This window comes from Klebsiella sp. GN_Kp190 (genome assembly GCF_040061795.1).
Taxonomy (GTDB): domain Bacteria; phylum Pseudomonadota; class Gammaproteobacteria; order Enterobacterales; family Enterobacteriaceae; genus Klebsiella; species Klebsiella michiganensis.
Window position 1 is genome coordinate 1 of the sequence record NZ_JBEAFN010000073.1, and the last position, 22,406, is coordinate 22,406.

Genomic DNA, 22,406 nt, shown 5'->3' on the forward strand with positions numbered 1-22,406 from the left:
CTGGCAGGGGTTTTCTGAAAAGTTGAAGCTGACCGTTAAGCCGCTTTCTTTTGGGGTATAGCGTCGTGAACAGTCATTCATCTGTCCTGTATTTCAACCTGCCGTATGAAGCAAAAACCCCCGCCATCGCTGGCAGGGGTTTTCTGAAAAGTTGAAGCTGACCGTTAAGCCGCTTTCTTTTAGGTATAGCGTCGTGGACAGTCATTCATCTGTCCTGTGTTTTAAACTGCCGTATGAAGCAAAAACCCTCGCCATTTCTGACGAGGGTTTTCTTTGAATGAGGAAGCTGACCGTTAAGCCGCTTTCTTTTGGGTATAGCGTCGTGGACAGTCATTCATCTGCCCTCTGTTTCAACCTTTAGCCGAAAACAAAAACCCCCGCCATTTCTGACGAGGGTTTTCTTTGAATGAGGAAGCTGACCGTTAAGCCGGGTTCTGTCGTGGACAGTCATTCATCTAGGCCAGCAATCGCTCACTGGCTCAAGCAGCCTACCCGGGTTCAGTACGGGCCGTACCTTATGAACCCCTATTTGGCCTTGCTCCGGGTGGAGTTTACCGTGCCGCGAACTGTTACCAGACGCGCGGTGCGCTCTTACCGCACCCTTTCACCCTTACCTGATCCCACTTACGTGGGCCATCGGCGGTTTGCTCTCTGTTGCACTGGTCGTGGGCTTGCGCCCCCCAGGCGTTACCTGGCACCCTGCCCTATGGAGCCCGGACTTTCCTCCCCTCCGCCCGTCTCCCCCGAAGAGGACGACGACGAAGCGGCGACTGTCTGGTCAGCTTCGGCGCGAAGTATAGAGGGTTTACCGACGGTTGTCATCCTTCTGTCGCCATCCCAACCTGCAATGTCGCCGCAATATTACGCGACGCATGATAAATATTGTCCGCCGCGCCGCGAAACGCCTCTTCGAGCGTCGTTACGCTGGTCAGCACGCTAAACACCGCATCAATCCCATACTGGTGAACCACGCCGACGTCCCGGGTCAGACTACCGGCAATGCCAATTACCGGCTTATGATACTTTTTCGCCACGTTCGCCACGCCAACCGGCACTTTACCGTTAATACTCTGGCTATCCAGCCGGCCTTCACCGGTCACCACCAGCGAACAATCGAGGATATGCTCTTCCAGATTCAGCGCCTGGGTCACGATTTCAATCCCGCTGCGTAATTCAGCGTTCAGGAACGCCATCAGCGCTGCGCCCATGCCGCCCGCCGCGCCCGCGCCGGCAACCTGCTTCACATCGACATGCAGATCGGCCTTAATAACGTCCGCATAGTGCGCCAGGTTGCTGTCAAGCTCGCGGATCATCGCTTCGGTAGCCCCTTTCTGCGGACCAAATATCCTTGATGCGCCAGTATCGCCAGTCAGCGGATTGGTGACATCGCAGGCGACCCGAATAGCGCAATCATGCAGTCGCGCGTCAAGACCGGAGAGATCTATCGAATTGAGGCTACACAGACTACCGCCGCCGTTGCCAATCTCCGCGCCATTGGCATCGCAGAGACGCGCGCCCAGCGCCTGAACCATTCCCGCGCCGCCGTCATTGGTGGCGCTGCCGCCAATGCCAATGATGATATTTTTCGCCCCATGATCCAGCGCCTGCAAAATCAGCTCGCCGGTACCGCGCGACGTCGTCAATAGCGGGTTACGCTGAGCGGGCGGAACCAGCCCCAGCCCGCTGGCCGCAGCCATTTCGATAAACGCGGTTTTGCCGTCTCCGGAAAGCCCCCAGCAGGCATTAACCGGAACACCCAGCGGCCCCGTCACGCAGGCGCTCATTTCGGTTCCCTGCGTCGCGGCAATCATCGCCTCAACGGTACCTTCTCCGCCATCGGCGAGAGGAACCTTCACGTAGAGCGCATCGGGGAAAATTTCCCGAAAACCTTTTTCTATAGCCTGAGCAACCTCGGTGGCCGAGAGGCTTTCTTTATAAGAGTCTGGGGCGATTACGATTTTCATAGTTATGTAGCCTGACAGTGCCGCGCGAGGCAAGAATTACAGGGCGCGCATCCGCGCCCTTCTTGTTAGCGAGTGACTTCCACTTTCGCCAGTTTTTCGTAGTAGCATGCAAGCGCGCTGTGGTCGGCGGTACCCAGACCGTCGGCGCGCAGCGCCTGCATCATCTCCATCACCGCGGCGGTCAGCGGCAGCTGGGCGCCCACGCCGTGAGAAGTGTCCAGCGCATTCGCCAGATCTTTGATATGCAGATCGATACGGAAACCCGGCTTGAAGTTGCGGTCCATCACCATTGGCGCTTTGGCATCCAGTACGGTGCTTCCGGCCAGCCCGCCGCGGATGGCCTGATATACCAGATCCGGGTTCACGCCCGCTTTGGTCGCCAACGTCAGCGCTTCGGACATCGCCGCAATGTTCAGCGCCACGATCACCTGGTTGGCCAGCTTGGTCACGTTGCCCGCGCCGATCTCGCCGGTATGCACCACCGAACCCGCCATCGCTTTCAGCAGATCGTAATATTTGTCGAAAATCGCTTTATCACCGCCCACCATCACCGACAGCGTACCGTCGATGGCCTTCGGTTCGCCGCCGCTGACCGGCGCATCCAGCATATCGACGCCTTTCGCTTTCAGCGCTTCGCTGATTTCGCGGCTCGCCAGCGGCGCGATGGAGCTCATATCGATCAGCACGGTGCCCGGCTTCGCGCCTTCAATAATGCCGCCTTCACCCAACGCCACCTCTTTCACGTGCGGGGAGTTCGGCAGCATGGTGATGATCACATCGCACTGCTCGGCAATCGCTTTCGCTGACGCGGCGGTTTCTGCGCCTGCGGCAATCACTTCGGCAATCGCTTCCGGGTTACGGTCAGCAACCACCAACGAGTAACCTGCCTTGAGGAGGTTTTTACTCATTGGTTTACCCATGATACCGAGGCCAATAAAACCAACTTTCATTGTCATGTCTTTATCTCTCTAGTTTCGGTGGTGGTTATACCCTTCACCTTTCAAGCTGCCTCTTCGTTGGCGGCCTTCGCTCACCCCAGTCACTTACTCGTGTAAGCTCCTGGGGATTCGCTTAGTTGCCACCTTGATGCAGCTCGAAATTTATTGGGTAGATTTCTTAAAGGAGTCAGCCAGCTTCTGCGTGGCAGAACGGAAAACGCCCAGGTCGCTGCCGACGGCAACAAAGGTCGCGCCCCATTCCAGATAGCGGCGCGCGTCGGCTTCAACCGGCGCCAGAATGCCGCTCGGCTTACCGTGCTTTTTCGCGCTGGCAAAAATATGCTGAATAGCTTTCTGCACTTCCGGATGGGAAGCATTGCCCAGATGGCCCAGCGCAGCGGCCAGATCGCTTGGGCCGACAAAAATACCGTCAACGCCCGGCGTGGCGGCTATCGCATCAACGTTATCCACGCCCTGCTGGCTCTCAATTTGCACGAGAATGGTGATGTTGTTGTTCGACTGCGCGAAGTAATCCGGCACGGTGCCAAACATATTGGCGCGGTGCGAGACGGATACACCGCGAATGCCTTCTGGCGGATAGCGGGTTGAGGCGACGGCGTTAACCGCCTGCTCTTCCGTTTCGACAAACGGAATCAGGAAGTTATAAAAACCGATATCCAGCAGACGCTTAATAATCACCGGCTCGTTGGTCGGTACGCGAACGACCGGCGCGCTGGCGCTGCCTTTCAGCGCCATCAGCTGCGGGATAAAGGTTGAGATGTCGTTCGGCGCATGTTCGCCGTCCAGTACCAGCCAGTCGAAACCTGCCAGACCTAAAACTTCGGTGCTAATCGGGCTCGCCAGCGCGGACCAGCAGCCGATCTGAACCTGATGCGCCGCCAGGGCCGCCTTAAATTTGTTCGGGAAGATATCGTTGTTCATCGTTTATACCTTGTCACTTAACCGTTAATTATTTCTGCAGTTCCATGCGTTTGATGTCGCCGACCACAAACAGATAGCAAACCATCGCCATCAGGGCTGAGCATCCGACGAAGACCAGCGCTGCGTTGAATGAGTGCAGCTCGCTCACCAGGTAACCGATAACCAGCGGGGTTACGATGGAAGCGACGTTACCAAATACGTTAAAGACGCCGCCGCACAGGCCGACAATCTCTTTCGGCGCGGTATCGGAAATCACCGGCCAGCCCAGCGCGCCGAACCCTTTACCGAAGAAAGCCAGCGCCATCAGGGTCACCACCAGCGCGGTGTTATCGGTGTAGTTACACAGAATGATGGTGGAAGCCAGCAGCATTCCGAGGACGATCGGCAGCTTACGCGCCACGGTGATGGAAAAACCGCGTTTAATCAGATAGTCGGAGAACACCCCGCCCAGCACGCCGCCGGCAAAACCGCACAGCGCCGGAATCGATGCGACCAGACCCACTTTCAGAATCGACATGCCCTTTTCCTGCACCAGATAAATCGGGAACCAGGTGAGGAAGAACCAGGTGATGGTATTGATAAAATATTGGCCGAAGAACACGCCCAGCATCATGCGGTTGGTCAACAGCTGCTTGATATAGTGCAGTTTAGGTCCGCTGGTCGCCGCGCTGCCGGGCTTTTTATGGTCCATATCAACGACGGCGCCGTTCTCGGAGATAAACTTAAGCTCCTCCTGCGTCATGCGCGGATGGTCGGTGGGGTTATGGATCAGTTTTACCCACAGGCCGGTCAGCACAAAGCCAATCACGCCCATGACGGTGAAGACGTGCTCCCAACCCCAGGCAAAGGTCAGCCAGCCCAGCAGCGGCGAGAACAGCGCCAGGGAGAAATACTGCGCGGAGTTAAAGATCGCCGATGCGGTCCCGCGCTCTTTCGTCGGAAACCACGCCGCGACGATACGGGCGTTTGCCGGGAAAGATGGCGCTTCAGAGAAACCCAGCATAAAGCGCATAAAAAACATTGAGATACCCGCCCACGCCAGTGGAAACATATCCACAAAGCCTTGCAGGAAGGTAAACAGCGACCAGAAGAACAGGCTGTAAGAGTAGACTTTCTTCGAGCCAAATTTATCGAGCAGCCAGCCGCCGGGGATCTGCATCAGCAGGTAGGCCCAGCCGAAAGCGGAGAAAATATAGCCCATCGAGACCGCGCTCAGCTGCAGCTCTTTCGCCACCTCTGTACCGGCGATCGAGAGCGTCGCCCGGTCGGCATAGTTAACAGCGGTAACAATGAAAATGATCAACAGAATTAAATATCGAGTTGGCACTTCCTTTTTCTGTTCTATCGTTGCATCCAGACTCATCTAATATTCCTCAGGTACAACACACCTTCCATTATTTATTTTGGTGTGATTCTTCATTATTCAGAAATCAATATCAGGAGGTATCGATTTACTTATCCGGCGCATTGCAAGCATGACTCAGTATAATCAGCTTGCGAGCGTTAAACACTGTGCATATAACCTGTAAATGGCGTTTAATTATCGTTATTGTTGTGCAAATGCAATAATCAGTGGGCGCTGTTCCACAGTTCCAGCGTTTTCCCTTTTTAACGTATTCGCCCGCGCAGCAATGGGTGATTTAGATCACATTTTCAGATTCAAACACCTGACATTCTCTATTTCACAAATCTGCACATCAGAAATTGAATATACCCTAAATATTTCGAGTTGCATGAAGGCGGCAACGCAGGGAATCCCCAGGAGCTTACTAAAGTAAGTGACTGGGGTGAGCGAGGAAAGCCAACACATATGCAGCTTGAAATATGATGGGTATAAACGTTTTATTTTATTATTCGCACCTTGCTGGAGAATACTGGACAATGGCTGACATTGAAATTAGACAAGAATCGCCAACGGCGTTTTATATAAAAGTAGACGAAACGGATAACGTGGCGATTATTGTTAACGATCGCGGTTTAAAGGCCGGAACGCGTTTCCCTGACGGACTCACGCTCGTTGAACATATCCCGCAAGGCCATAAAGTCGCGCTGGTCGATATTCCCGTCCACGGTGAAATTATCCGCTATGGCGAGGTGATTGGCTATGCGGTACGCGATATTCCGCAGGGCAGCTGGATTGACGAATCGCTGGTCGAACTACCGAAAGCGCCGCCGCTGCATACCCTCCCGCTGGCGACCAAAGTCCCGGCGCCGCTGCCGCCGCTGGAAGGCTATACCTTCGAAGGCTATCGCAACGCCGACGGTAGCGTGGGCACCAAAAACCTGCTCGGCATTAGCACCAGCGTGCACTGCGTGGCGGGCGTCGTCGATTATGTGGTGAAAATTATCGAACGCGAGCTGCTGCCGAAGTATCCCAACGTCGATGGCGTTGTGGGTCTGAACCACCTGTATGGCTGCGGCGTGGCGATTAACGCCCCAGCGGCGGTCGTCCCGATCCGCACCATTCATAACCTGGCGCTCAATCCAAACTTCGGTGGCGAAGTGATGGTGATTGGCCTTGGCTGCGAAAAACTGCAGCCGGAGCGCCTGCTGGAAGGCACCGACGATGTGAAAAGTATCCCCGTGGATAGCGCCAGCATCGTCAGCCTGCAGGATGAGAAGCACGTTGGTTTTAAATCCATGGTGGATGACATTCTGCAGGTCGCCGAGCGCCACCTGGAGAAGCTGAACCAGCGCCAGCGTGAAACCTGCCCGGCCTCCGAGCTGGTTGTCGGTATGCAGTGCGGCGGCAGCGATGCGTTTTCTGGCGTCACCGCCAACCCGGCGGTGGGCTACGCATCCGATCTGCTGGTGCGCTGCGGGGCGACCGTTATGTTCTCGGAAGTCACCGAAGTGCGCGATGCGATCCACTTGCTGACGCCGCGCGCCATCAACGAAGAAGTCGGAAAACGCCTGCTGGAGGAGATGGCCTGGTACGATAACTATCTCGATATGGGCAAAACCGACCGCAGCGCCAACCCCTCCCCGGGCAACAAGAAAGGCGGCCTGGCGAACGTCGTCGAGAAAGCGCTGGGCTCTATCGCTAAATCCGGGAAGAGCGCGATTGCCGAAGTGCTCTCTCCGGGGCAGCGCCCGACCAAACGCGGGCTGATTTACGCCGCGACGCCGGCGAGCGACTTTGTCTGCGGTACTCAGCAGGTGGCTTCCGGGATCACGGTGCAGGTCTTTACTACCGGTCGCGGTACGCCGTACGGCCTGGTCGCCGTGCCGGTCATAAAAATGGCGACGCGTACCGAGCTGGCAAACCGCTGGTATGACTTAATGGATATCAACGCGGGAACCATCGCCACCGGAGAAGAAACCATCGAAGAGGTAGGGCTGAAGTTGTTTGAATTTATTCTTGATGTCGCCAGCGGCCGCAAGAAGACCTTCTCGGATCAGTGGGGATTGCACAATCAGCTGGCGGTGTTTAACCCGGCGCCGGTGACGTGATAATCCTTAGCAGAAAAGCCGGGCGGCGGTGAATGAGCATCGCCCCCGGCGTATCAATATTTACGCATTCACCAGAATGACTTCAACGCCGCTCTTACGCAGCCCCTCCAGGCTTTCTGGCGGGATACCATCATCAACGATGATGGTATCGATCCGCTGAGTGTCGACGATCTTATGCAAGCTGGAACGGTTGAATTTTGTCGAGTCGGTGACCACGATAATGCGCTCCGCAACCTCACACATCCGACGATTTAGTCTGGCCTCGTCTTCATTATGGGTGCTGACGCCCCGCTCCAGATCGATCGCATCAACACCAAGAAACAGCATATCAAAGTGGTAATTTTGCAACGACTGTTCTGCCTGGTCGCCATAGAACGAAAGCGATTGACGACGCAAGTGCCCACCGGTCATCAACAGCTCAACACCATCCGCTTCAAGTAATGCATTAGCAACATTCATACCGTTGGTCATAGCAATAACGTCAGTATGCTCGCGCAGCAGACGGGCGATCTCATATGTCGTGGTACCGGAATCGAGAATAACGCGATGCCCCGGCCCGATCAGCGCAATAGCAGCTCCGGCGATACGCCGTTTTATCGCCGTATTCAGCGAGCTTTTATCCTCAACAGAAGGCTCTCCGCCGGGGATATTACTGTCGCAAATCAGTGCACCACCATAAGCCCGAACGGCGATCCCCTGCTTTTCTAGAAACGCAAGATCGTTACGGATCGTCACCGTAGAAACGCCGAACAATTCAGAAAGATCGTTCACCTGCACGCTTCCATGCTGCCGCAACCGCTGGATGATCTGCTCCCGTCTTTCGCTGGTACCGGGTACCCGCTTATCTGCAGAATGGTCTGTGTTGCTCATAAGAAATCCTTTAACTAATTCTTTCGTTTTATTTCGTTTTCCTTATTAACGCCTTTCTTTTACCCGAATGCAAGCCCCGCGATAGGTATCTCAGCCCATAAACTCGCCGCAAAACACTTTCATTATGTTTCTTTTGTGAAACAGATCGGAAAACTATTATCTTTCGTTTTATTTTTATAACACCATGATGCAGTATAAAATGAAACAAAACGAAAGATAATTATCATAACCATCCAACCTGGAGAGGAAAGTGAAACATCTGACGACTATGGTGGAACAGCATAAACGGGGGAAAGCAAACGGTATATATGCCGTTTGTTCGGCGCATCCACTAGTTCTGGAGTCTGCAATACGCTACGCACATGCTAACCGAACTCCTCTGCTGATCGAGGCAACCTCCAATCAGGTTGATCAGTTTGGCGGTTATACGGGAATGACCCCAGCTGATTTTCGCCACTTTGTCTGCCAACTGGCCAACTCGCTTGATTTCCCCGAAGAGCAGTTAATTCTGGGCGGCGACCATCTCGGCCCAAATCGTTGGCAGCATCTGCCAGCAGAGCAGGCGATGGCCAATGCTGACGGTTTGATCAAAAGCTACGTGGCTTCTGGATTTAAAAAAATCCATCTTGATTGCAGCATGTCCTGTCAGGGCGATCCGGTTCCGCTAACCGATGCTATCGTCGCTGAACGTGCTGCACGTCTGGCAAAGATTGCCGAGGAAACCTGCGTGGAGCAGTTCGGCGAATCGGATCTCGTCTACGTCATTGGCACCGAAGTGCCTGTACCAGGCGGTGCCCACGAAACATTAGCCGAGCTAGAGGTCACTACACCCGATGCGGCACGCGCCACGCTGAAAGCCCATCGCCATGCGTTTGAAAAACTGGGTCTGAATGCCATCTGGTCCCGCATCATTGCCCTGGTTGTGCAACCCGGCGTCGAGTTCGATCATACGCACATCATAGATTACCAACCGCAAAAAGCCGTCGCTCTGAGCAAAATGGTTGAAGCTTACGACACGTTGGTATTCGAAGCACACTCCACGGATTACCAGACGCCGCAATCTTTGCGCCAGCTAGTGAAAGATCACTTCGCCATTCTGAAAGTTGGTCCGGCGTTGACTTTCGCCCTGCGCGAAGCGCTGTTCTCGCTAGCAGCCATTGAGGAGGAGCTGTTGCCGGCCAAAGCCTGCTCTGGCCTGCGTCACGTACTTGAGAGCGTAATGCTCGATCGCCCGGAATACTGGCAAAGCCACTATCACGGCGATGGCAACGCACGTCGTCTGGCCCGCGGCTACAGCTATTCCGATCGCGTTCGTTATTACTGGCCGGACAGCCAGATTGATGACGCATTCGAAAGATTGGTTCGCAATCTGGCGGGTGAGCCAATCCCGCTACCGCTTATCAGCCAGTATTTACCTTTGCAGTACGTAAAAGTACGCGAGGGAGATCTCAGTGCCACGCCGCGGGAACTCATCATGAGCCACATTCAGGACATACTGCAGCAGTACCATGCCGCCTGTCAGGGCGTTACTTCCATAACGGATAACAACTAAGAGGAAAACGCTATGCCAAATATCGTACTGAGTCGTATTGACGAAAGACTCATCCATGGCCAGGTAGGCGTACAGTGGGTCGGATTTGCGGGGGCAAATCTGGTACTGGTCGCTAATGATGAAGTCGCTGAAGACACCGTGCAGCAGAATCTGATGGAAATGGTTTTGGCCGAAGGGATTGCCGTACGTTTCTGGTCGCTGCAAAAAACGATCGATAACATTCACCGCGCCGCCGACCGGCAGAAAATTTTACTGGTATGCAGAACACCGACTGATTTTCTCAAGCTGGTCGAAGGCGGTGTGCCCGTCACACGCATCAATGTGGGAAACATGCATTACGCCGAAGGTAAAAAACAAATTGCCAAAACTGTTTCTGTCGACGCGAACGATATCAGCGCCTTTAACGGTCTGAAAGCGTCCGGAGTGGAATGCTTCGTTCAGGGTGTCCCGACAGAACCTGCTTTGGATCTCTTTAAACTACTTTGAGGGATTCACAATGGAAATTAGTCTGTTGCAGGCTTTTGCATTAGGTATTCTCGCCTTTATTGCCGGCCTCGATATGTTCAACGGTTTAACACACATGCACCGTCCAGTGGTACTTGGGCCGCTGGTTGGTCTGATTCTGGGCGATCTGCATACCGGTATTTTAACCGGCGGCACGCTGGAACTGGTGTGGATGGGTCTGGCGCCGCTCGCTGGCGCTCAGCCGCCTAACGTCATTATTGGCACTATCGTGGGAACAACTTTTGCCATAACCACCGGCGTGAAACCTGACGTGGCTGTAGGGGTCGCCGTACCGTTTGCCGTCGCAGTACAAATGGGCATTACCTTCCTGTTCTCCGTCATGTCCGGCGTGATGTCCCGCTGCGATCGCATGGCCGCAAATGCCGATACAGCAGGTATTGAACGGGTTAACTATCTGGCGCTGCTGGCGCTAGGCATTTTCTACTTCCTTTGCGCTTTCCTGCCAATTTACTTCGGAGCAGAACACGCGAAAACCGCCATTGATGTGCTGCCCGAACGTCTGATTGACGGCCTGGGCGTTGCAGGCGGCATCATGCCCGCTATCGGCTTTGCCGTACTGCTAAAAATCATGCTGAAAAACGTCTATATCCCTTATTTCATCATAGGTTTCGTTGCCGCGGCCTGGCTCAAGCTTCCGGTCCTGGCTATCGCCGCGGCCGCGCTGGCAATGGCGCTGATCGATCTGCTGCGTAAATCTCCCGAACCGACTAAACCAGCGGCACAGAAAGAGGAATTCGAAGATGGCATCTAACCAACATACCTTGTCGAATACGACTGAAAATGAAGAAACGCTGCTCACCGGGGTGAATGAAAACGTCTATGAAGATCAGAATATTGGCGCCGATCTCACTAAAAAAGACATTAACCGCGTGGCCTGGCGTTCCATGCTGCTGCAGGCTTCTTTTAACTATGAGCGTATGCAGGCATCTGGTTGGCTATACGGTCTGCTACCCGCGTTGAAAAAGATCCATACCAACAAACGCGATTTGGCCCGAGCCATGAAAGGCCATATGGGATTCTTTAATACCCATCCTTTCCTGGTGACGTTTGTTATTGGCATCATTCTGGCAATGGAACGCTCCAAGCAGGATGTCAACAGCATCCAAAGCACCAAAATCGCCGTTGGCGCACCGCTCGGTGGGATTGGCGATGCCATGTTCTGGCTGACGCTGTTGCCGATCTGCGGCGGGATAGGAGCCAGCCTGGCGCTGCAAGGCTCTATCCTTGGCGCAATAGTCTTTATCGTGTTGTTTAACGTCGTCCATCTCGGTCTACGCTTTGGTCTGGCGCACTATGCATATCGAATGGGCGTCGCAGCAATTCCGCTTATCAAAGCGAACACAAAGAAAGTGGGTCATGCGGCGTCAATCGTTGGGATGACGGTCATTGGGGCGCTGGTAGCAACCTATGTTCGCCTGAATACGACGCTCGAAATCAAGGCCGGCGATGCGGTGGTTAAACTGCAGGCCGACGTTATTGATAAATTGATGCCCGCATTTTTGCCGCTGGTCTATACCCTGACCATGTACTGGCTGGTACGCAGAGGCTGGAGTCCGCTGCGCCTTATTGGCATCACCGTGGTTCTGGGCGTCGTCGGTAAATTCTGTCACTTCCTGTAAAGCAAAAGAGGTCAGAGATGTTAGGTATCATTTTGACGGGGCATGGCGGATTTGCCAGCGGCATGGAAAAAGCGATGAAGCAGATCCTCGGCGAGCAGTCTCACTTTATCGCTATCGATTTTCCTGAGACTTCCACCACCGCGCTGCTTACCTCGCAGCTTGAGCAGGCTGTTGGAGAACTGGACGGCGAAGAAGGCCTCATATTCCTGACCGACCTGCTCGGCGGGACGCCATTCCGCGTTGCATCAACACTGGCGATGCAAAAAACCGGCCGTGAAGTGATTACCGGCACCAACCTGCAGCTACTGCTGGAAATGGTGCTGGATCGCGATGAACTCAGCGGCGAGGCGTTTCGCATACAGGCCCTGGAGTGCGGGCACCGTGGCTTGACCAGTCTGGTGGACGAGCTAGGACGCTGTCGCGAAGAGAGCACCGCCGAGGAAGGGATATGACACAAATTCTGCGCGCCAGACGTCTGCTGACGGAACAAGGCTGGCTGGACGATCATCAACTGCGTATTGAAGAGGGTGTCATTACGGCAATAGAGCCTATCTCCATGGGAACCATGCTCCGTGATGCTGAGCTACTCGCTCCCGCTTACATCGATACTCACGTCCACGGTGGCGCCGGGGTCGATGTGATGGACGATGCTCCGGATGTACTTGATAAACTAGCCATGCACAAAGCACGTGAAGGGGTTGCCGGCTGGCTCCCCACCACCGTTACGGCTCCGTTAGAGACGATACACCGAGTGCTGGCGCGTATAGCGCAACGCTGCTATTCCGGAGGTCCCGGAGCGCAGGTGCTGGGAAGCTATCTGGAAGGTCCTTATTTTACGCCGCAGAACAAAGGCGCTCATCCTGCGGAATGGTTCCGCGAACTGGATCTCGCAGAACTGGATGAAATGATAGCCATTTCTCGCGATACCCTGCGCGTGGTTGCGCTGGCACCGGAAAAAACCGGAGCACTTCAGGCGATTAACCATCTGAAGCATCGAGGTCTGCGGGTAATGTTGGGGCATAGCGCGGCGACCTGCGAGCAAACCCGGAGCGCTTTTGATGCCGGTGCGGACGGGCTGGTGCATTGCTATAACGGTATGACGGGATTACACCATAGGGAACCGGGCATGGTTGGCGCAGGGTTAACCGACGCACGTGCATGGCTGGAACTTATCGCCGACGGACACCACGTTCACCCCACTGCCATGAAGCTATGCTGCTGCGCGCAAGACCGGATAGTACTAATTACCGATGCGATGCAGGCCGCGGGAATGCCTGACGGGAGCTATACCTTATGCGGCCAAAAGGTAGAGATGCGTGGTGGTATTGTGCGGACCGCTTCCGGTAGTCTGGCGGGCAGTACGCTTTCGGTAGATGCGGCGGTTCGTAATATGGTCGAACTCACCGGTATCTCCCCTGAGAATGCTATCCATATGGCTTCACTACATCCAGCCCGTCTGCTGGGAATCGACAATCAGTTAGGTTCGCTAAAGGCCGGTAAACGCGCCAGCGCCATCGCCCTCAACGGTGGACTGCATTTACAAGGGATATGGATTCAGGGCCAGGTTTTCCCTCTATAGCCCTTCATTAAACGTCATAGTGGCCTTCGACTTACGATCGCAAGGCCTTTACTTTCTTTTCCTTTCGTAAAACAAAACTCTCACGTTGCTTTCATGGGATTTATTATCCATTTATCAATTACATATATAAAACCCCCGCTCCCTCGATCACAAATTTCGTTTTATTTCATTTTGCATCATTGAACTTTCGATTTCTTTCCTATAAATTTTAATCAATCGATCACATGAACAAGTGAAACAAAACGAAAGATAGCGACAATTTGCCAGCGTCTGATGTGGAGTTCACAAGATAAGGACTTACGTTATGTCAGAAATTTATACCCCTGCTGCCGCGGCGACCGGAACCTGGACAGAAGAAGAGATTCGTCAGCAGCCTGTCTGTTGGATGCACTCACTGAAAAACATCGACAATATTCGTCCGGCGATCGACAACTTTCTCACGCCACTGCTGCATAAAAACGATCTGCGGATCATCCTGACCGGAGCTGGCACTTCGGCATTTATCGGCGAAATCATCGCTCCATGGCTTGCTAATCACAGCGCAAAAAACATTAGCGCGGTACCAACTACCGATCTAGTTACCAATCCGATGGATTACCTGAACCCGGCGCATCCGCTACTGCTGGTCTCCTTCGCCCGTTCCGGCAACAGCCCGGAGAGCGTAGCCGCCGTTGAGCTGGCAAACCAGTTCGTCCCGGAGTGCTATCACCTTTCAATTACCTGCAACGAAGCGGGTAGCCTTTATCAAAACGCTCTTGAGAACGGGAACGCCTTTGCGCTATTGATGCCAGCAGAAACGCACGATCGCGGCTTTGCGATGACCAGCAGTATTACCACAATGATGGCCAGTTGCCTGGCGGCCTTTGCGCCAGAAGTTATTAACAGCCAGACATTCCGCGATGTGGCCGATCGCTGCCACGCAATACTGACCTCACTCGGCGATTTCAGCCACGGCGTATTTGGCAGCGAGCCCTGGAAGCGGATCGTTTATCTCGGCAGCGGTGGGTTACAGGGCGCTGCGCGTGAATCGGCGTTAAAGGTCCTGGAGCTAACGGCGGGTAAGCTGGCAGCGTTCTATGACTCACCGACCGGTTTCCGCCATGGACCAAAATCACTGGTCGATAACGAAACGCTGGTTGTGGTGTATATATCTAGCCACCCTTACACCCGCCAATACGATCTCGACCTGCTGGCAGAACTACGGCGCGATCGGCAGGCCATGCGTGTGGTGGCCATCGCCGCGGAGAGCGATGCCGTTATTGAAGCTGGCCCACATATTCTTCTGCCGCCAGCGCGTCACTTCGTAGATGTAGAACTGGCCTTCTGCTTCCTGATGTACGCCCAGGTATTCGCACTTACGCAGTCGATCGCCGTAGGAAATACGCCGGATACCCCCTCCGCCAGCGGCACGGTTAACCGCGTAGTGCAGGGCGTCGTTATTCATCCATGGCTGGCTTAAGAGGATCCGATCATGAGTATTATTTCTACCAAGTATCTCCTGCAGGATGCCCAGGCAAAAGGCTACGCGGTACCCGCGTTCAACATCCATAACGCCGAAACGATCCAGGCGATTCTGGAAGTGTGCAGCGAAATGCAATCACCCGTGATCCTCGCCGGAACCCCGGGTACTTTTAAGCATATTGCGCTGGAGGAGATCTACGCGCTATGCCGCGCCTACTCCACCAGTTTCGGCATTCCGCTGGCTCTGCATCTCGATCACCATGAATCGCTGGAAGATATTCGCCGGAAAGTGGACGCAGGCGTACGCAGCGCCATGATCGACGGCAGCCACTTCCCGTTTGAAGAGAATGTGAAACTGGTAAAATCGGTGGTGGATTTTTGCCATGCCCGCGACTGTAGCGTAGAAGCTGAACTCGGACGCCTGGGTGGAGTAGAAGACGACATGAGTGTGGATGCGGAAAGCGCGTTTTTGACCGATCCGCAGGAAGCCAAACGTTTTATTGAGCTAACGGGCGTAGATAGCCTGGCCGTAGCGATTGGTACGGCTCATGGCCTTTACACCAAAAAACCCAAAATCGACTTCCAGCGTCTGGCGGAAATCCGTGAAGTGGTGGATATTCCGCTGGTACTCCATGGCGCAAGCGATGTGCCTGATGAGTATGTTCGCCGCACCATCGAACTGGGTGTGTGCAAAGTCAATGTCGCTACTGAACTGAAAATCGCCTTTGCTGCTGCGGTGAAAAAATGGTTTGCCGAAAACCCGCAAGGTAACGATCCGCGTTATTACATGCGCGTTGGCATGAACGCGATGAAAGAGGTGGTACGCAGTAAGATCGCCGTATGCGGGTCGGCCAACCGCCTTTTACAAATCGCCGAAGCCTGAGTGTAGCCAGCCCCCAGCACCTCCCCCTTACCAAAGCGTTAACCCAATGGAGGCTAACGCTGCTTACCTCTGAAAAAAACGAAAACAAGGACTTTTCTCATGAAAAAAACGCTCAATGTTTCGTTACTGGCTCTGCTTATTTCCAACGGGGCTTTCGCCGCCCAATATGCACTGGATAGCGAATACCTTGCCGTTTCATTTAACGATGCGAATTCTGTGATGGCGCTTAAAGACGTTAAATCACAGCATCAGCTTTCACCCGAAGAGCTTTTCTTTCTTACTCTTCCGGATGAAGCGGTCATTCACGCCGCTGACTTTAAAATAAAGCATGTGGATAAGAAAGATAACACCATTATCATTGATTATGCTCATCCGGATTTTAACGTCGAGGTAAAACTGAATCTGGTTAAAGATAAATACGCCAGCATTGATTATACGATTACCGCCCTCGGGAAGGCGCAAGAGGTCTCGAAAATCACGTTTTTCCCCACCAGAAAACAGTCTCAAGCCCCGTGGGTAGAAGGTTCAATAAATAGCTCGCCGATTATTGCTGATTCATTTTTTATATTGCCGAATAAACCTGTAGTGAACACCTGGGCTTATGAAGCAACCACTAATCTTAATGTTAAACTAAAAACACCTTTACAGCCAGGCACCGCCGTTAGCTATACCACCTGGTTCGGTACATTCCCGGAAATCAATCAGCTACGCCGAAGCGTCAACCAGTTTATCGATGCGGTTCGCCCGCGGCCCTATAAGCCCTATCTGCACTACAACAGCTGGATGGATATTGGATTCTTTACCACCTATACCGAACCCGAAGTTCTACAGCGTATGGATGAATGGAATAAGGAATTCATTACCGGACGCGGTGTAATGCTGGATGCCTTCCTGTTAGATGATGGCTGGGATGATCGGACCGGAAGATGGTTATTTGGCCCGGCTTTTAGCAACGGATTCAGTAAGGTAAGAGAAAAAGCCGATAGCTTGCATAGTTCAATCGGACTCTGGCTTTCTCCCTGGGGCGGATATAACAAGCCGCGGGATATTCGCGTATCCCATGCTAAAGAATATGGCTTCGAAACCGTCGATGGAAAATTTGCGCTCTCCGGCCCTAACTATTTTAAAAACTTTAATGCACAGATTATTAATTTAATTAAAGAAGAGCATATCACTTCATTTAAACTGGATGGTATGGGGAACGCAAATTCACATATTAAAGGTAGTGAGTTCGCATCTGACTTCGATGCGTCAATTGCCCTACTTCATAATATGCGTAGCGCCAACCCAAATCAGTTTATTAATTTAACCACCGGGACCAACGCCAGCCCCTCATGGCTGTTCTATGCTGACGCTATCTGGCGTCAGGGTGATGACATTAATCTCTACGGTCCCGGCACGCCAGTACAGCAATGGATGACTTATCGGGATGCAGAAACCTGGCGCTCTATCGTACGAAAAGGTCCACTATTTCCACTTAACTCACTGATGTACCACGGCATAGTTAGCGCTGAAAACGCCTATTACGGGCTTGAGAAGGTACAAACGGATAGCGACTTTGCCGATCAAGTATGGAGCTATTTCGCTACCGGCACCCAGCTACAAGAGCTTTACATCACACCGTCCATGCTCAATAAAGCGAAATGGGATGTCCTGGCGCAGGCGGCAAAATGGTCCCGCGCTAACGCCGATATATTAGTCGATACCCACTGGGTGGGCGGCGATCCGACTGCGCTGGAAGTGTATGGTTGGGCATCCTGGAGCAAAGAAAAAGCTATCCTGGGGATACGTAACCCATCGGATAAACCGCAGCAATACTATCTCGACCTGACGAAAGCATTTGAGCTTCCGCATGGGGCAACATCAAACTTCACGTTAAGAAGCATCTACGGGAGCAATTCGACATTCCCTGATAAATACCAGGCCCCAATTGTCGTCACGTTGCAGCCATTACAGATGCTTGTATTCGAAGCAACCCCCGCTAAATAAGGTATTGGCCCGGGCAATCGCCCGGGCATTCTGCTTACCCCTGCTGCTCCAGGGCATACTTATACAGGGCGTTTTTCTTCACGCCGTGGATTTCCGCAGCCAGCGCGGCGGCTTTTTTCAGCGGCAGCTCAGCCTGCAGCAGGGCCAGCGTACGCAGCGCTACCGCCGGCAGCGCCTCTTCCTGCGCTTTAAAACCTTCTACGATCAGCACCATCTCGCCTTTACGGCGATTTTCGTCCTCTTTCACCCATGCCAGCAGCTCGCCGATCGGCGCTCCGTGAATCGATTCCCAGGTTTTGGTCAGCTCACGCGCCAGCACCACGTAGCGGGACTCCCCCAGCACAGCGCAGATATCCTCCAGGCTTTCCAGCAGACGGTGGGTAGACTCATAAAAAATAATCGTCCGCGGCTCTTCTTCCAGCGCCTTCAGCGTATCGCGACGCCCTTTGGATTTGGCAGGCAGAAAGCCTTCATAGCAGAAGCGATCCGAAGGCAGACCCGCCGCGCTCAGCGCCGCAATCGCCGCACAGGGGCCGGGCAGAGGCACCACGCGAATATTAGCTTCACGGCAGGTGCGCACCAGATGATAGCCGGGATCGTTAATCAGCGGCGTTCCGGCGTCGGAAACCAGCGCGATGTTTTGCCCCGCTTTAAGCTTCGCCACCAGCGTTTCCGCCTTTTGCTGCTCGTTGTGGTCATGAAGCGCGAATAAACGGGCGTTGATCGCAAAATGCTGCAGCAGCAAACCGGTATGGCGGGTATCTTCCGCTGCAACTAAATCAACGGCTTGCAACACTTCCAGCGCGCGTTGCGTGATATCAGACAGATTCCCTATCGGAGTGGGCACAATATAGAGCTGTCCCTGAGAATTATCTGCTGATTCGTGTTGTTTCATTGTCTCGTCCGTATTGCCGAATTAATATTGAGCATTGAGCCAAAAAAATATCACTGGACACATATGGTACCGTCAACATTTCTTCGTTCTAAACCCGTGCGTTGTCTGCCCGTACTGCTGGCCGCGCTGATCTTTGCCGGCTGCGGTACCCATACTCCGGATCAAAGTACGGCGTATTTGCAGGGTACGGCTCAGGCAGACTCCAGTTACTATCTGCAACAGATGCAGCAAAGCACGAATGATAGCAAGACCAACTGGCAATTACTCGCCATTCGTGCACTGCTGAAGGAAGGTAAGAAACCGCAGGCGATCGACCTGTTCAACCAGCTACCGTCTAATCTCAACGGTGCGCAAAGCCGCGAAAGGTCGCTGCTGGCGGTGGAAGTGAAGCTGGCGCAGAACGATTTCCAGGGCGCGCAGACGCTGCTCAGCAAGCTCGACCCGGCAAGCCTTGAGGAGAACCAACTGCCCCGCTACTGGCAGGCGCAAATTGACGCCAGCCAGGGTCAACCCTCGCTGAACCTGCTGCGGGCCCTGATTGCCCAACAGTCGCTGTTAAGCCTGCCTGCGCAAAAGCAGAAAAACATCGACGCGACCTGGAAAGCGCTCACCGCCATGACCAAAGATCAGGCCAACGCGCTGGTCATTAACGCCGATGAGAACGTCCTGCAGGGCTGGCTGGATCTGCAGCGCATGTGGTTTGATAACCGCAGCGATCCGACGATGCTCAAGGCGGGAGTGAAAGACTGGCAGACTCGCTACCCGCAAAATCCGGGGGCGAAAATGCTGCCGACGCAGCTAGTGAATATGCAGAACTACCAGGCCGCATCGACCAATAAAATCGCCCTGCTGCTGCCGTTAAACGGCCAGGCGGCGATTTTTGGCCGCACGATCCAGCAGGGCTTTGAAGCGGCGAAGAACGGCGCGCCTGCCGTTGCAGGAAGCGCAGTACCCGCCCAGGTCGCCCAGGCGGCGAACGTTGCCGAAAGCGCCGTAGTCAGCCCATCGCAGGCGGAGGTCACCGATCTGACGACCACCAATAACGCTCAGACCCCGGTACAGGCGCCAGCGGCCGACCAGGCGCAAACCGCGGCGCCGGTCACCGCGCCGGCGGCAGTACAAGCCCCGACGCCGGAGGCCACCAGCCAGCCGGCGGAAACGCCGCAGGCTCAGGCAGTCGCCGCAACGCCAGCCAACCCTTCCGCAGAACTGAAAATCTACGACACCACCGCTCAGCCAATGAGCCAGCTGCTGGCCCAAGTGCAGCAGGATGGCGCGACCATCGTCGTCGGTCCGCTGCTGAAAGATAATGTCGAAGATGTCATCAAGAGCAATACCTCGCTGAACGTGCTGGCGCTCAATCAGCCGGAAAAAGTCGAAAGCCGGGCCAATATCTGCTATTTCGCCCTCTCGCCGGAAGACGAAGCCCGCGACGCGGCGCATCACATTCACGATCAGGGCAAACAGACTCCGCTGCTGCTGGTGCCTCGCGGCGCCCTGGGCGATCGGGTGGTTACCGCCTTCGCCAACGAGTGGCTGAAGCTGGGGGGCGGTACTGTCCTGCAACAGCGCCTGGGCTCCACCGCCGAGCTGCGCGGCAGCGTCAACAGCGGTATTTCGCTAAGCGGTACGCCGGTCTCAACCCTGCCGTCAGCGCAGGACAGCGCCCTGAGTAGCCCGAGCGATGTGCCGGTCAGCAGCACCGGCGGCGTCGACGCCGCGTATATCCTGGCCACGCCGGAACAAATCGCTTACATCAAACCGATGATCGCCCTGCGTAACGGCAGTCAGAGCGGCGTAACGCTCTACGCCAGCTCCCGCAGCGCCCAGGGGACTTCCGGACCGGACTTCCGTCTGGAGATGGAAGGTCTGCAATATAGCGAGATCCCGATGCTGGCGGGAAGTAATCCTGCCCTGCAGCAGCAGGCGCTGGCCGCCGTTCGTAACGACTACTCGCTGGCGCGCCTGTACGCCATGGGCGCCGACGCCTGGTCCCTTGCCAACCATTTCTCGCAGATGCGCCAGGTTCCCGGCTTTGAGCTGAACGGCAATACCGGCGATCTTACGGCCACGCAGGATTGCGTGATCAACAGGAAACTGTCATGGCTCAAATACCAGGGTGGGCAAATCGTCGCGGCCAACTAAGTAAACAGACCGGCGATGCCTGGGAAACCCAGGCGCGCCGCTGGCTGGAGAGCCAGGGTCTGCGCTTTATCGCCGCCAACGTCCGCGAGCGCGGCGGCGAGATAGACCTCATCATGCGCGACGGCAGCGTCACCGTCTTTGTCGAAGTACGCTATCGTCGCAGCGCAAACTACGGCGATGCCGCCTCCAGCGTGACGCCGCAAAAGCAACAAAGACTGCTCAAAGCCGCGCGTCTGTGGCTCTGCCGACAGAATGGGAGCTTTGAGACTGTGGATTGCCGTTTCGATGTGGTAGCCTTCACCGGAAACGACATCCAATGGCTAAAAAACGCCTTTGGCGAATAGCGTAAACGAATTAAGGGATCCCGTGCTCGACAGAATCAAAGCCTGCTTCACCGAAAGCATTCAAACCCAAATTGCAGCAGCGGAAGCACTCCCGGACGCCATCTCACGTGCGGCGATGACGCTCGTTCAGTCGCTGCTGAACGGCAACAAAATCCTCTGTTGTGGTAATGGCACTTCCGCCGCCAACGCACAGCATTTTGCTGCCAGTATGATTAACCGTTTTGAAACAGAGCGTCCTGGTTTACCCGCCATTGCACTAAATACCGATAATGTGGTCTTAACCGCAATTGCCAACGATCGCCTGCATGACGAAATCTATGCTAAGCAGGTGCGAGCGTTGGGACACGCCGGCGACGTGCTGCTGGCGATTTCTACGCGCGGCAACAGCCGGGACATCGTGAAAGCCGTGGAAGCGGCGGTCACCCGCGATATGACTATCGTGGCGTTAACCGGTTATGACGGCGGTGAACTGGCTGGCCTGTTAGGGCAGCAGGACGTCGAAATCCGCATTCCGTCGCATCGCAGCGCGCGAATTCAGGAAATGCACATGCTCACCGTCAACTGTCTGTGCGATTTGATCGATAACACGCTTTTTCCACACCAGGACGATTAAGGAGAACACATGAAGGCTCTCTCGCCCCTCGCCATTCTGCTGTCTGCGCTACTGCTTCAGGGATGCGTTGCTGCCGCGGTAGTCGGAACGGCAGCAGTCGGCACTAAAGCCGCGACGGACCCGCGTACGGTAGGTACTCAGGTGGACGACAGCACGCTGGAGCTGCGCGTTAACAGCGCGCTGTCGAAAGATGAACAAATTAAGAAACAGGCCCGCATCAACGTGACCGCCTACCAGGGCAAAGTTCTGCTGACCGGGCAGTCCCCAACGTCCGATCTCTCCGCGCGCGCGAAGCAAATCGCTATGGGCGTAGAAGGTACGACGGAGGTGTTTAACGAAGTGCGTCAGGGCCAGCCGATCGGCTTAGGAACCGCGTCTTCGGATACCTGGATCACCACCAAAGTCCGCTCCCAGCTGCTGGGTACCGACCAGGTGAAATCCTCCAACGTGAAGGTGACAACCGAAAACGGTGAAGTGTTCCTGATGGGTCTGGTCACCGACCGTGAAGGACGCGCGGCGGCGGATATCGCCAGCCGGGTGAGCGGCGTGTCTCGCGTCACCACCGCCTTTACCTATATCAAGTAAGCGTCTCTGCCCCCGGCTTGCGCTACGCTGAGCCGGGCTACGGGTTCAC

Annotated in this window: 20 protein-coding genes and 1 other RNA gene; 14 read left to right on the top strand and 7 right to left on the bottom strand. The window is 54.6% G+C overall.

Annotation, left to right across the window (positions count from 1 at the left end; all coding sequences use genetic code 11):
* Nucleotides 1-407 precede the first annotated feature (407 nt).
* The 5 genes from rnpB to garP form a co-directional block, all read right to left on the bottom strand.
* Nucleotides 408-786, bottom strand: an RNA gene (rnpB, locus tag ABLU67_RS26490) — RNase P RNA component class A.
* A 32-nt stretch (nucleotides 787-818) separates the two neighbouring features.
* Nucleotides 819-1,964: a glycerate 2-kinase gene (gene garK / locus ABLU67_RS26495; RefSeq protein WP_025108329.1), complete on the bottom strand. Its 1,146-nt coding sequence runs from the start codon at nucleotides 1,962-1,964 to the stop codon at nucleotides 819-821.
* A gap of 65 nt (nucleotides 1,965-2,029) precedes the next feature.
* Nucleotides 2,030-2,920 carry a 2-hydroxy-3-oxopropionate reductase gene (gene garR, locus ABLU67_RS26500; RefSeq protein WP_004105999.1) on the bottom strand — a complete coding sequence of 297 codons (891 nt, stop codon included), beginning with the start codon at nucleotides 2,918-2,920 and terminating at the stop codon, nucleotides 2,030-2,032.
* A gap of 144 nt (nucleotides 2,921-3,064) precedes the next feature.
* Nucleotides 3,065-3,844 (bottom strand): 2-dehydro-3-deoxyglucarate aldolase, encoded by a 780-nt coding sequence (gene garL, locus ABLU67_RS26505; RefSeq protein ID WP_048260510.1) that lies wholly within the window; start codon nucleotides 3,842-3,844, stop codon nucleotides 3,065-3,067.
* A gap of 28 nt (nucleotides 3,845-3,872) precedes the next feature.
* Nucleotides 3,873-5,207 (bottom strand): galactarate/glucarate/glycerate transporter GarP, encoded by a 1,335-nt coding sequence (garP, locus tag ABLU67_RS26510; protein WP_064375026.1) that lies wholly within the window; start codon nucleotides 5,205-5,207, stop codon nucleotides 3,873-3,875.
* A 518-nt stretch (nucleotides 5,208-5,725) separates the two neighbouring features.
* Here garP and garD point away from each other — a divergent pair.
* A complete protein-coding gene (gene garD, locus ABLU67_RS26515; RefSeq protein WP_172868753.1) occupies nucleotides 5,726-7,297 on the top strand; it encodes a galactarate dehydratase in 1,572 nt (523 codons plus the stop codon).
* A gap of 60 nt (nucleotides 7,298-7,357) precedes the next feature.
* Here garD and ABLU67_RS26520 read toward each other — a convergent pair whose 3' ends face one another.
* Nucleotides 7,358-8,167, bottom strand: a complete 810-nt coding sequence (locus ABLU67_RS26520; protein ID WP_064358301.1) for a DeoR family transcriptional regulator — start codon at nucleotides 8,165-8,167, stop codon at nucleotides 7,358-7,360.
* Nucleotides 8,168-8,417: 250 nt separating this feature from the next.
* Here ABLU67_RS26520 and kbaZ point away from each other — a divergent pair, with 250 nt between their 5' ends.
* The 9 genes from kbaZ (at nucleotide 8,418) to ABLU67_RS26565 (ending at nucleotide 17,775) form a co-directional block, all read left to right on the top strand.
* A complete protein-coding gene (kbaZ, locus tag ABLU67_RS26525; RefSeq protein WP_221841989.1) occupies nucleotides 8,418-9,719 on the top strand; it encodes a tagatose-bisphosphate aldolase subunit KbaZ in 1,302 nt (433 codons plus the stop codon).
* A gap of 12 nt (nucleotides 9,720-9,731) precedes the next feature.
* The gene (gene agaV, locus ABLU67_RS26530) at nucleotides 9,732-10,205 is read left to right on the top strand and encodes a PTS N-acetylgalactosamine transporter subunit IIB (protein WP_038423719.1); all 474 of its coding nucleotides are present in this window, start codon (nucleotides 9,732-9,734) and stop codon (nucleotides 10,203-10,205) included.
* 10 nt (nucleotides 10,206-10,215) lie between these two features.
* Entirely contained in the window at nucleotides 10,216-10,995 is a 780-nt protein-coding gene (gene agaW, locus ABLU67_RS26535) for a PTS N-acetylgalactosamine transporter subunit IIC (protein WP_009651887.1), read from the top strand.
* Nucleotides 10,985-11,863 (top strand): PTS N-acetylgalactosamine transporter subunit IID, encoded by an 879-nt coding sequence (gene agaE, locus ABLU67_RS26540; RefSeq protein WP_004125554.1) that lies wholly within the window; start codon nucleotides 10,985-10,987, stop codon nucleotides 11,861-11,863. The genes agaW and agaE overlap by 11 nt, the downstream gene beginning before the upstream one ends.
* 17 nt (nucleotides 11,864-11,880) lie before the next feature.
* Nucleotides 11,881-12,315, top strand: a complete 435-nt coding sequence (gene agaF, locus ABLU67_RS26545) for a PTS galactosamine/N-acetylgalactosamine transporter subunit IIA (protein ID WP_004125557.1) — start codon at nucleotides 11,881-11,883, stop codon at nucleotides 12,313-12,315.
* Entirely contained in the window at nucleotides 12,312-13,442 is a 1,131-nt protein-coding gene (gene nagA, locus ABLU67_RS26550; RefSeq protein ID WP_348852599.1) for an N-acetylglucosamine-6-phosphate deacetylase, read from the top strand. The genes agaF and nagA overlap by 4 nt, the downstream gene beginning before the upstream one ends.
* Nucleotides 13,443-13,746: 304 nt before the next feature.
* A complete protein-coding gene (locus ABLU67_RS26555; protein ID WP_025108320.1) occupies nucleotides 13,747-14,901 on the top strand; it encodes an SIS domain-containing protein in 1,155 nt (384 codons plus the stop codon).
* A 12-nt stretch (nucleotides 14,902-14,913) separates the two neighbouring features.
* Entirely contained in the window at nucleotides 14,914-15,786 is an 873-nt protein-coding gene (gene kbaY, locus ABLU67_RS26560; protein WP_004125566.1) for a tagatose-bisphosphate aldolase subunit KbaY, read from the top strand.
* Between the two features lie 99 nt (nucleotides 15,787-15,885).
* Complete coding sequence (locus tag ABLU67_RS26565) at nucleotides 15,886-17,775, top strand: enterotoxin (RefSeq protein WP_116280636.1); 1,890 nt, start codon at nucleotides 15,886-15,888, stop codon at nucleotides 17,773-17,775.
* A 34-nt stretch (nucleotides 17,776-17,809) separates the two neighbouring features.
* On the opposite strand, the gene rsmI is transcribed toward ABLU67_RS26565, so the two are convergent.
* Nucleotides 17,810-18,670: a 16S rRNA (cytidine(1402)-2'-O)-methyltransferase gene (rsmI, locus tag ABLU67_RS26570; RefSeq protein ID WP_009651852.1), complete on the bottom strand. Its 861-nt coding sequence runs from the start codon at nucleotides 18,668-18,670 to the stop codon at nucleotides 17,810-17,812.
* A 63-nt stretch (nucleotides 18,671-18,733) separates the two neighbouring features.
* Between rsmI and ABLU67_RS26575 the strand changes: the two genes are divergently transcribed.
* The 4 genes from ABLU67_RS26575 to dolP are packed head-to-tail and all read left to right on the top strand — an operon-like array spanning nucleotide 18,734 to nucleotide 22,357.
* Nucleotides 18,734-20,815: a penicillin-binding protein activator gene (locus tag ABLU67_RS26575; RefSeq protein ID WP_134898699.1), complete on the top strand. Its 2,082-nt coding sequence runs from the start codon at nucleotides 18,734-18,736 to the stop codon at nucleotides 20,813-20,815.
* Nucleotides 20,773-21,159 carry a YraN family protein gene (locus ABLU67_RS26580; protein WP_014226966.1) on the top strand — a complete coding sequence of 129 codons (387 nt, stop codon included), beginning with the start codon at nucleotides 20,773-20,775 and terminating at the stop codon, nucleotides 21,157-21,159. The genes ABLU67_RS26575 and ABLU67_RS26580 overlap by 43 nt, the downstream gene beginning before the upstream one ends.
* Before the next feature lie 22 nt (nucleotides 21,160-21,181).
* On the top strand, nucleotides 21,182-21,772 hold the full coding sequence (gene diaA, locus ABLU67_RS26585) for a DnaA initiator-associating protein DiaA (protein WP_002918211.1): 591 nt from the start codon (nucleotides 21,182-21,184) through the stop codon (nucleotides 21,770-21,772).
* Between the two features lie 9 nt (nucleotides 21,773-21,781).
* Nucleotides 21,782-22,357 carry a division/outer membrane stress-associated lipid-binding lipoprotein gene (gene dolP, locus ABLU67_RS26590; RefSeq protein ID WP_004125578.1) on the top strand — a complete coding sequence of 192 codons (576 nt, stop codon included), beginning with the start codon at nucleotides 21,782-21,784 and terminating at the stop codon, nucleotides 22,355-22,357.
* Nucleotides 22,358-22,406: the final 49 nt, after the last annotated feature.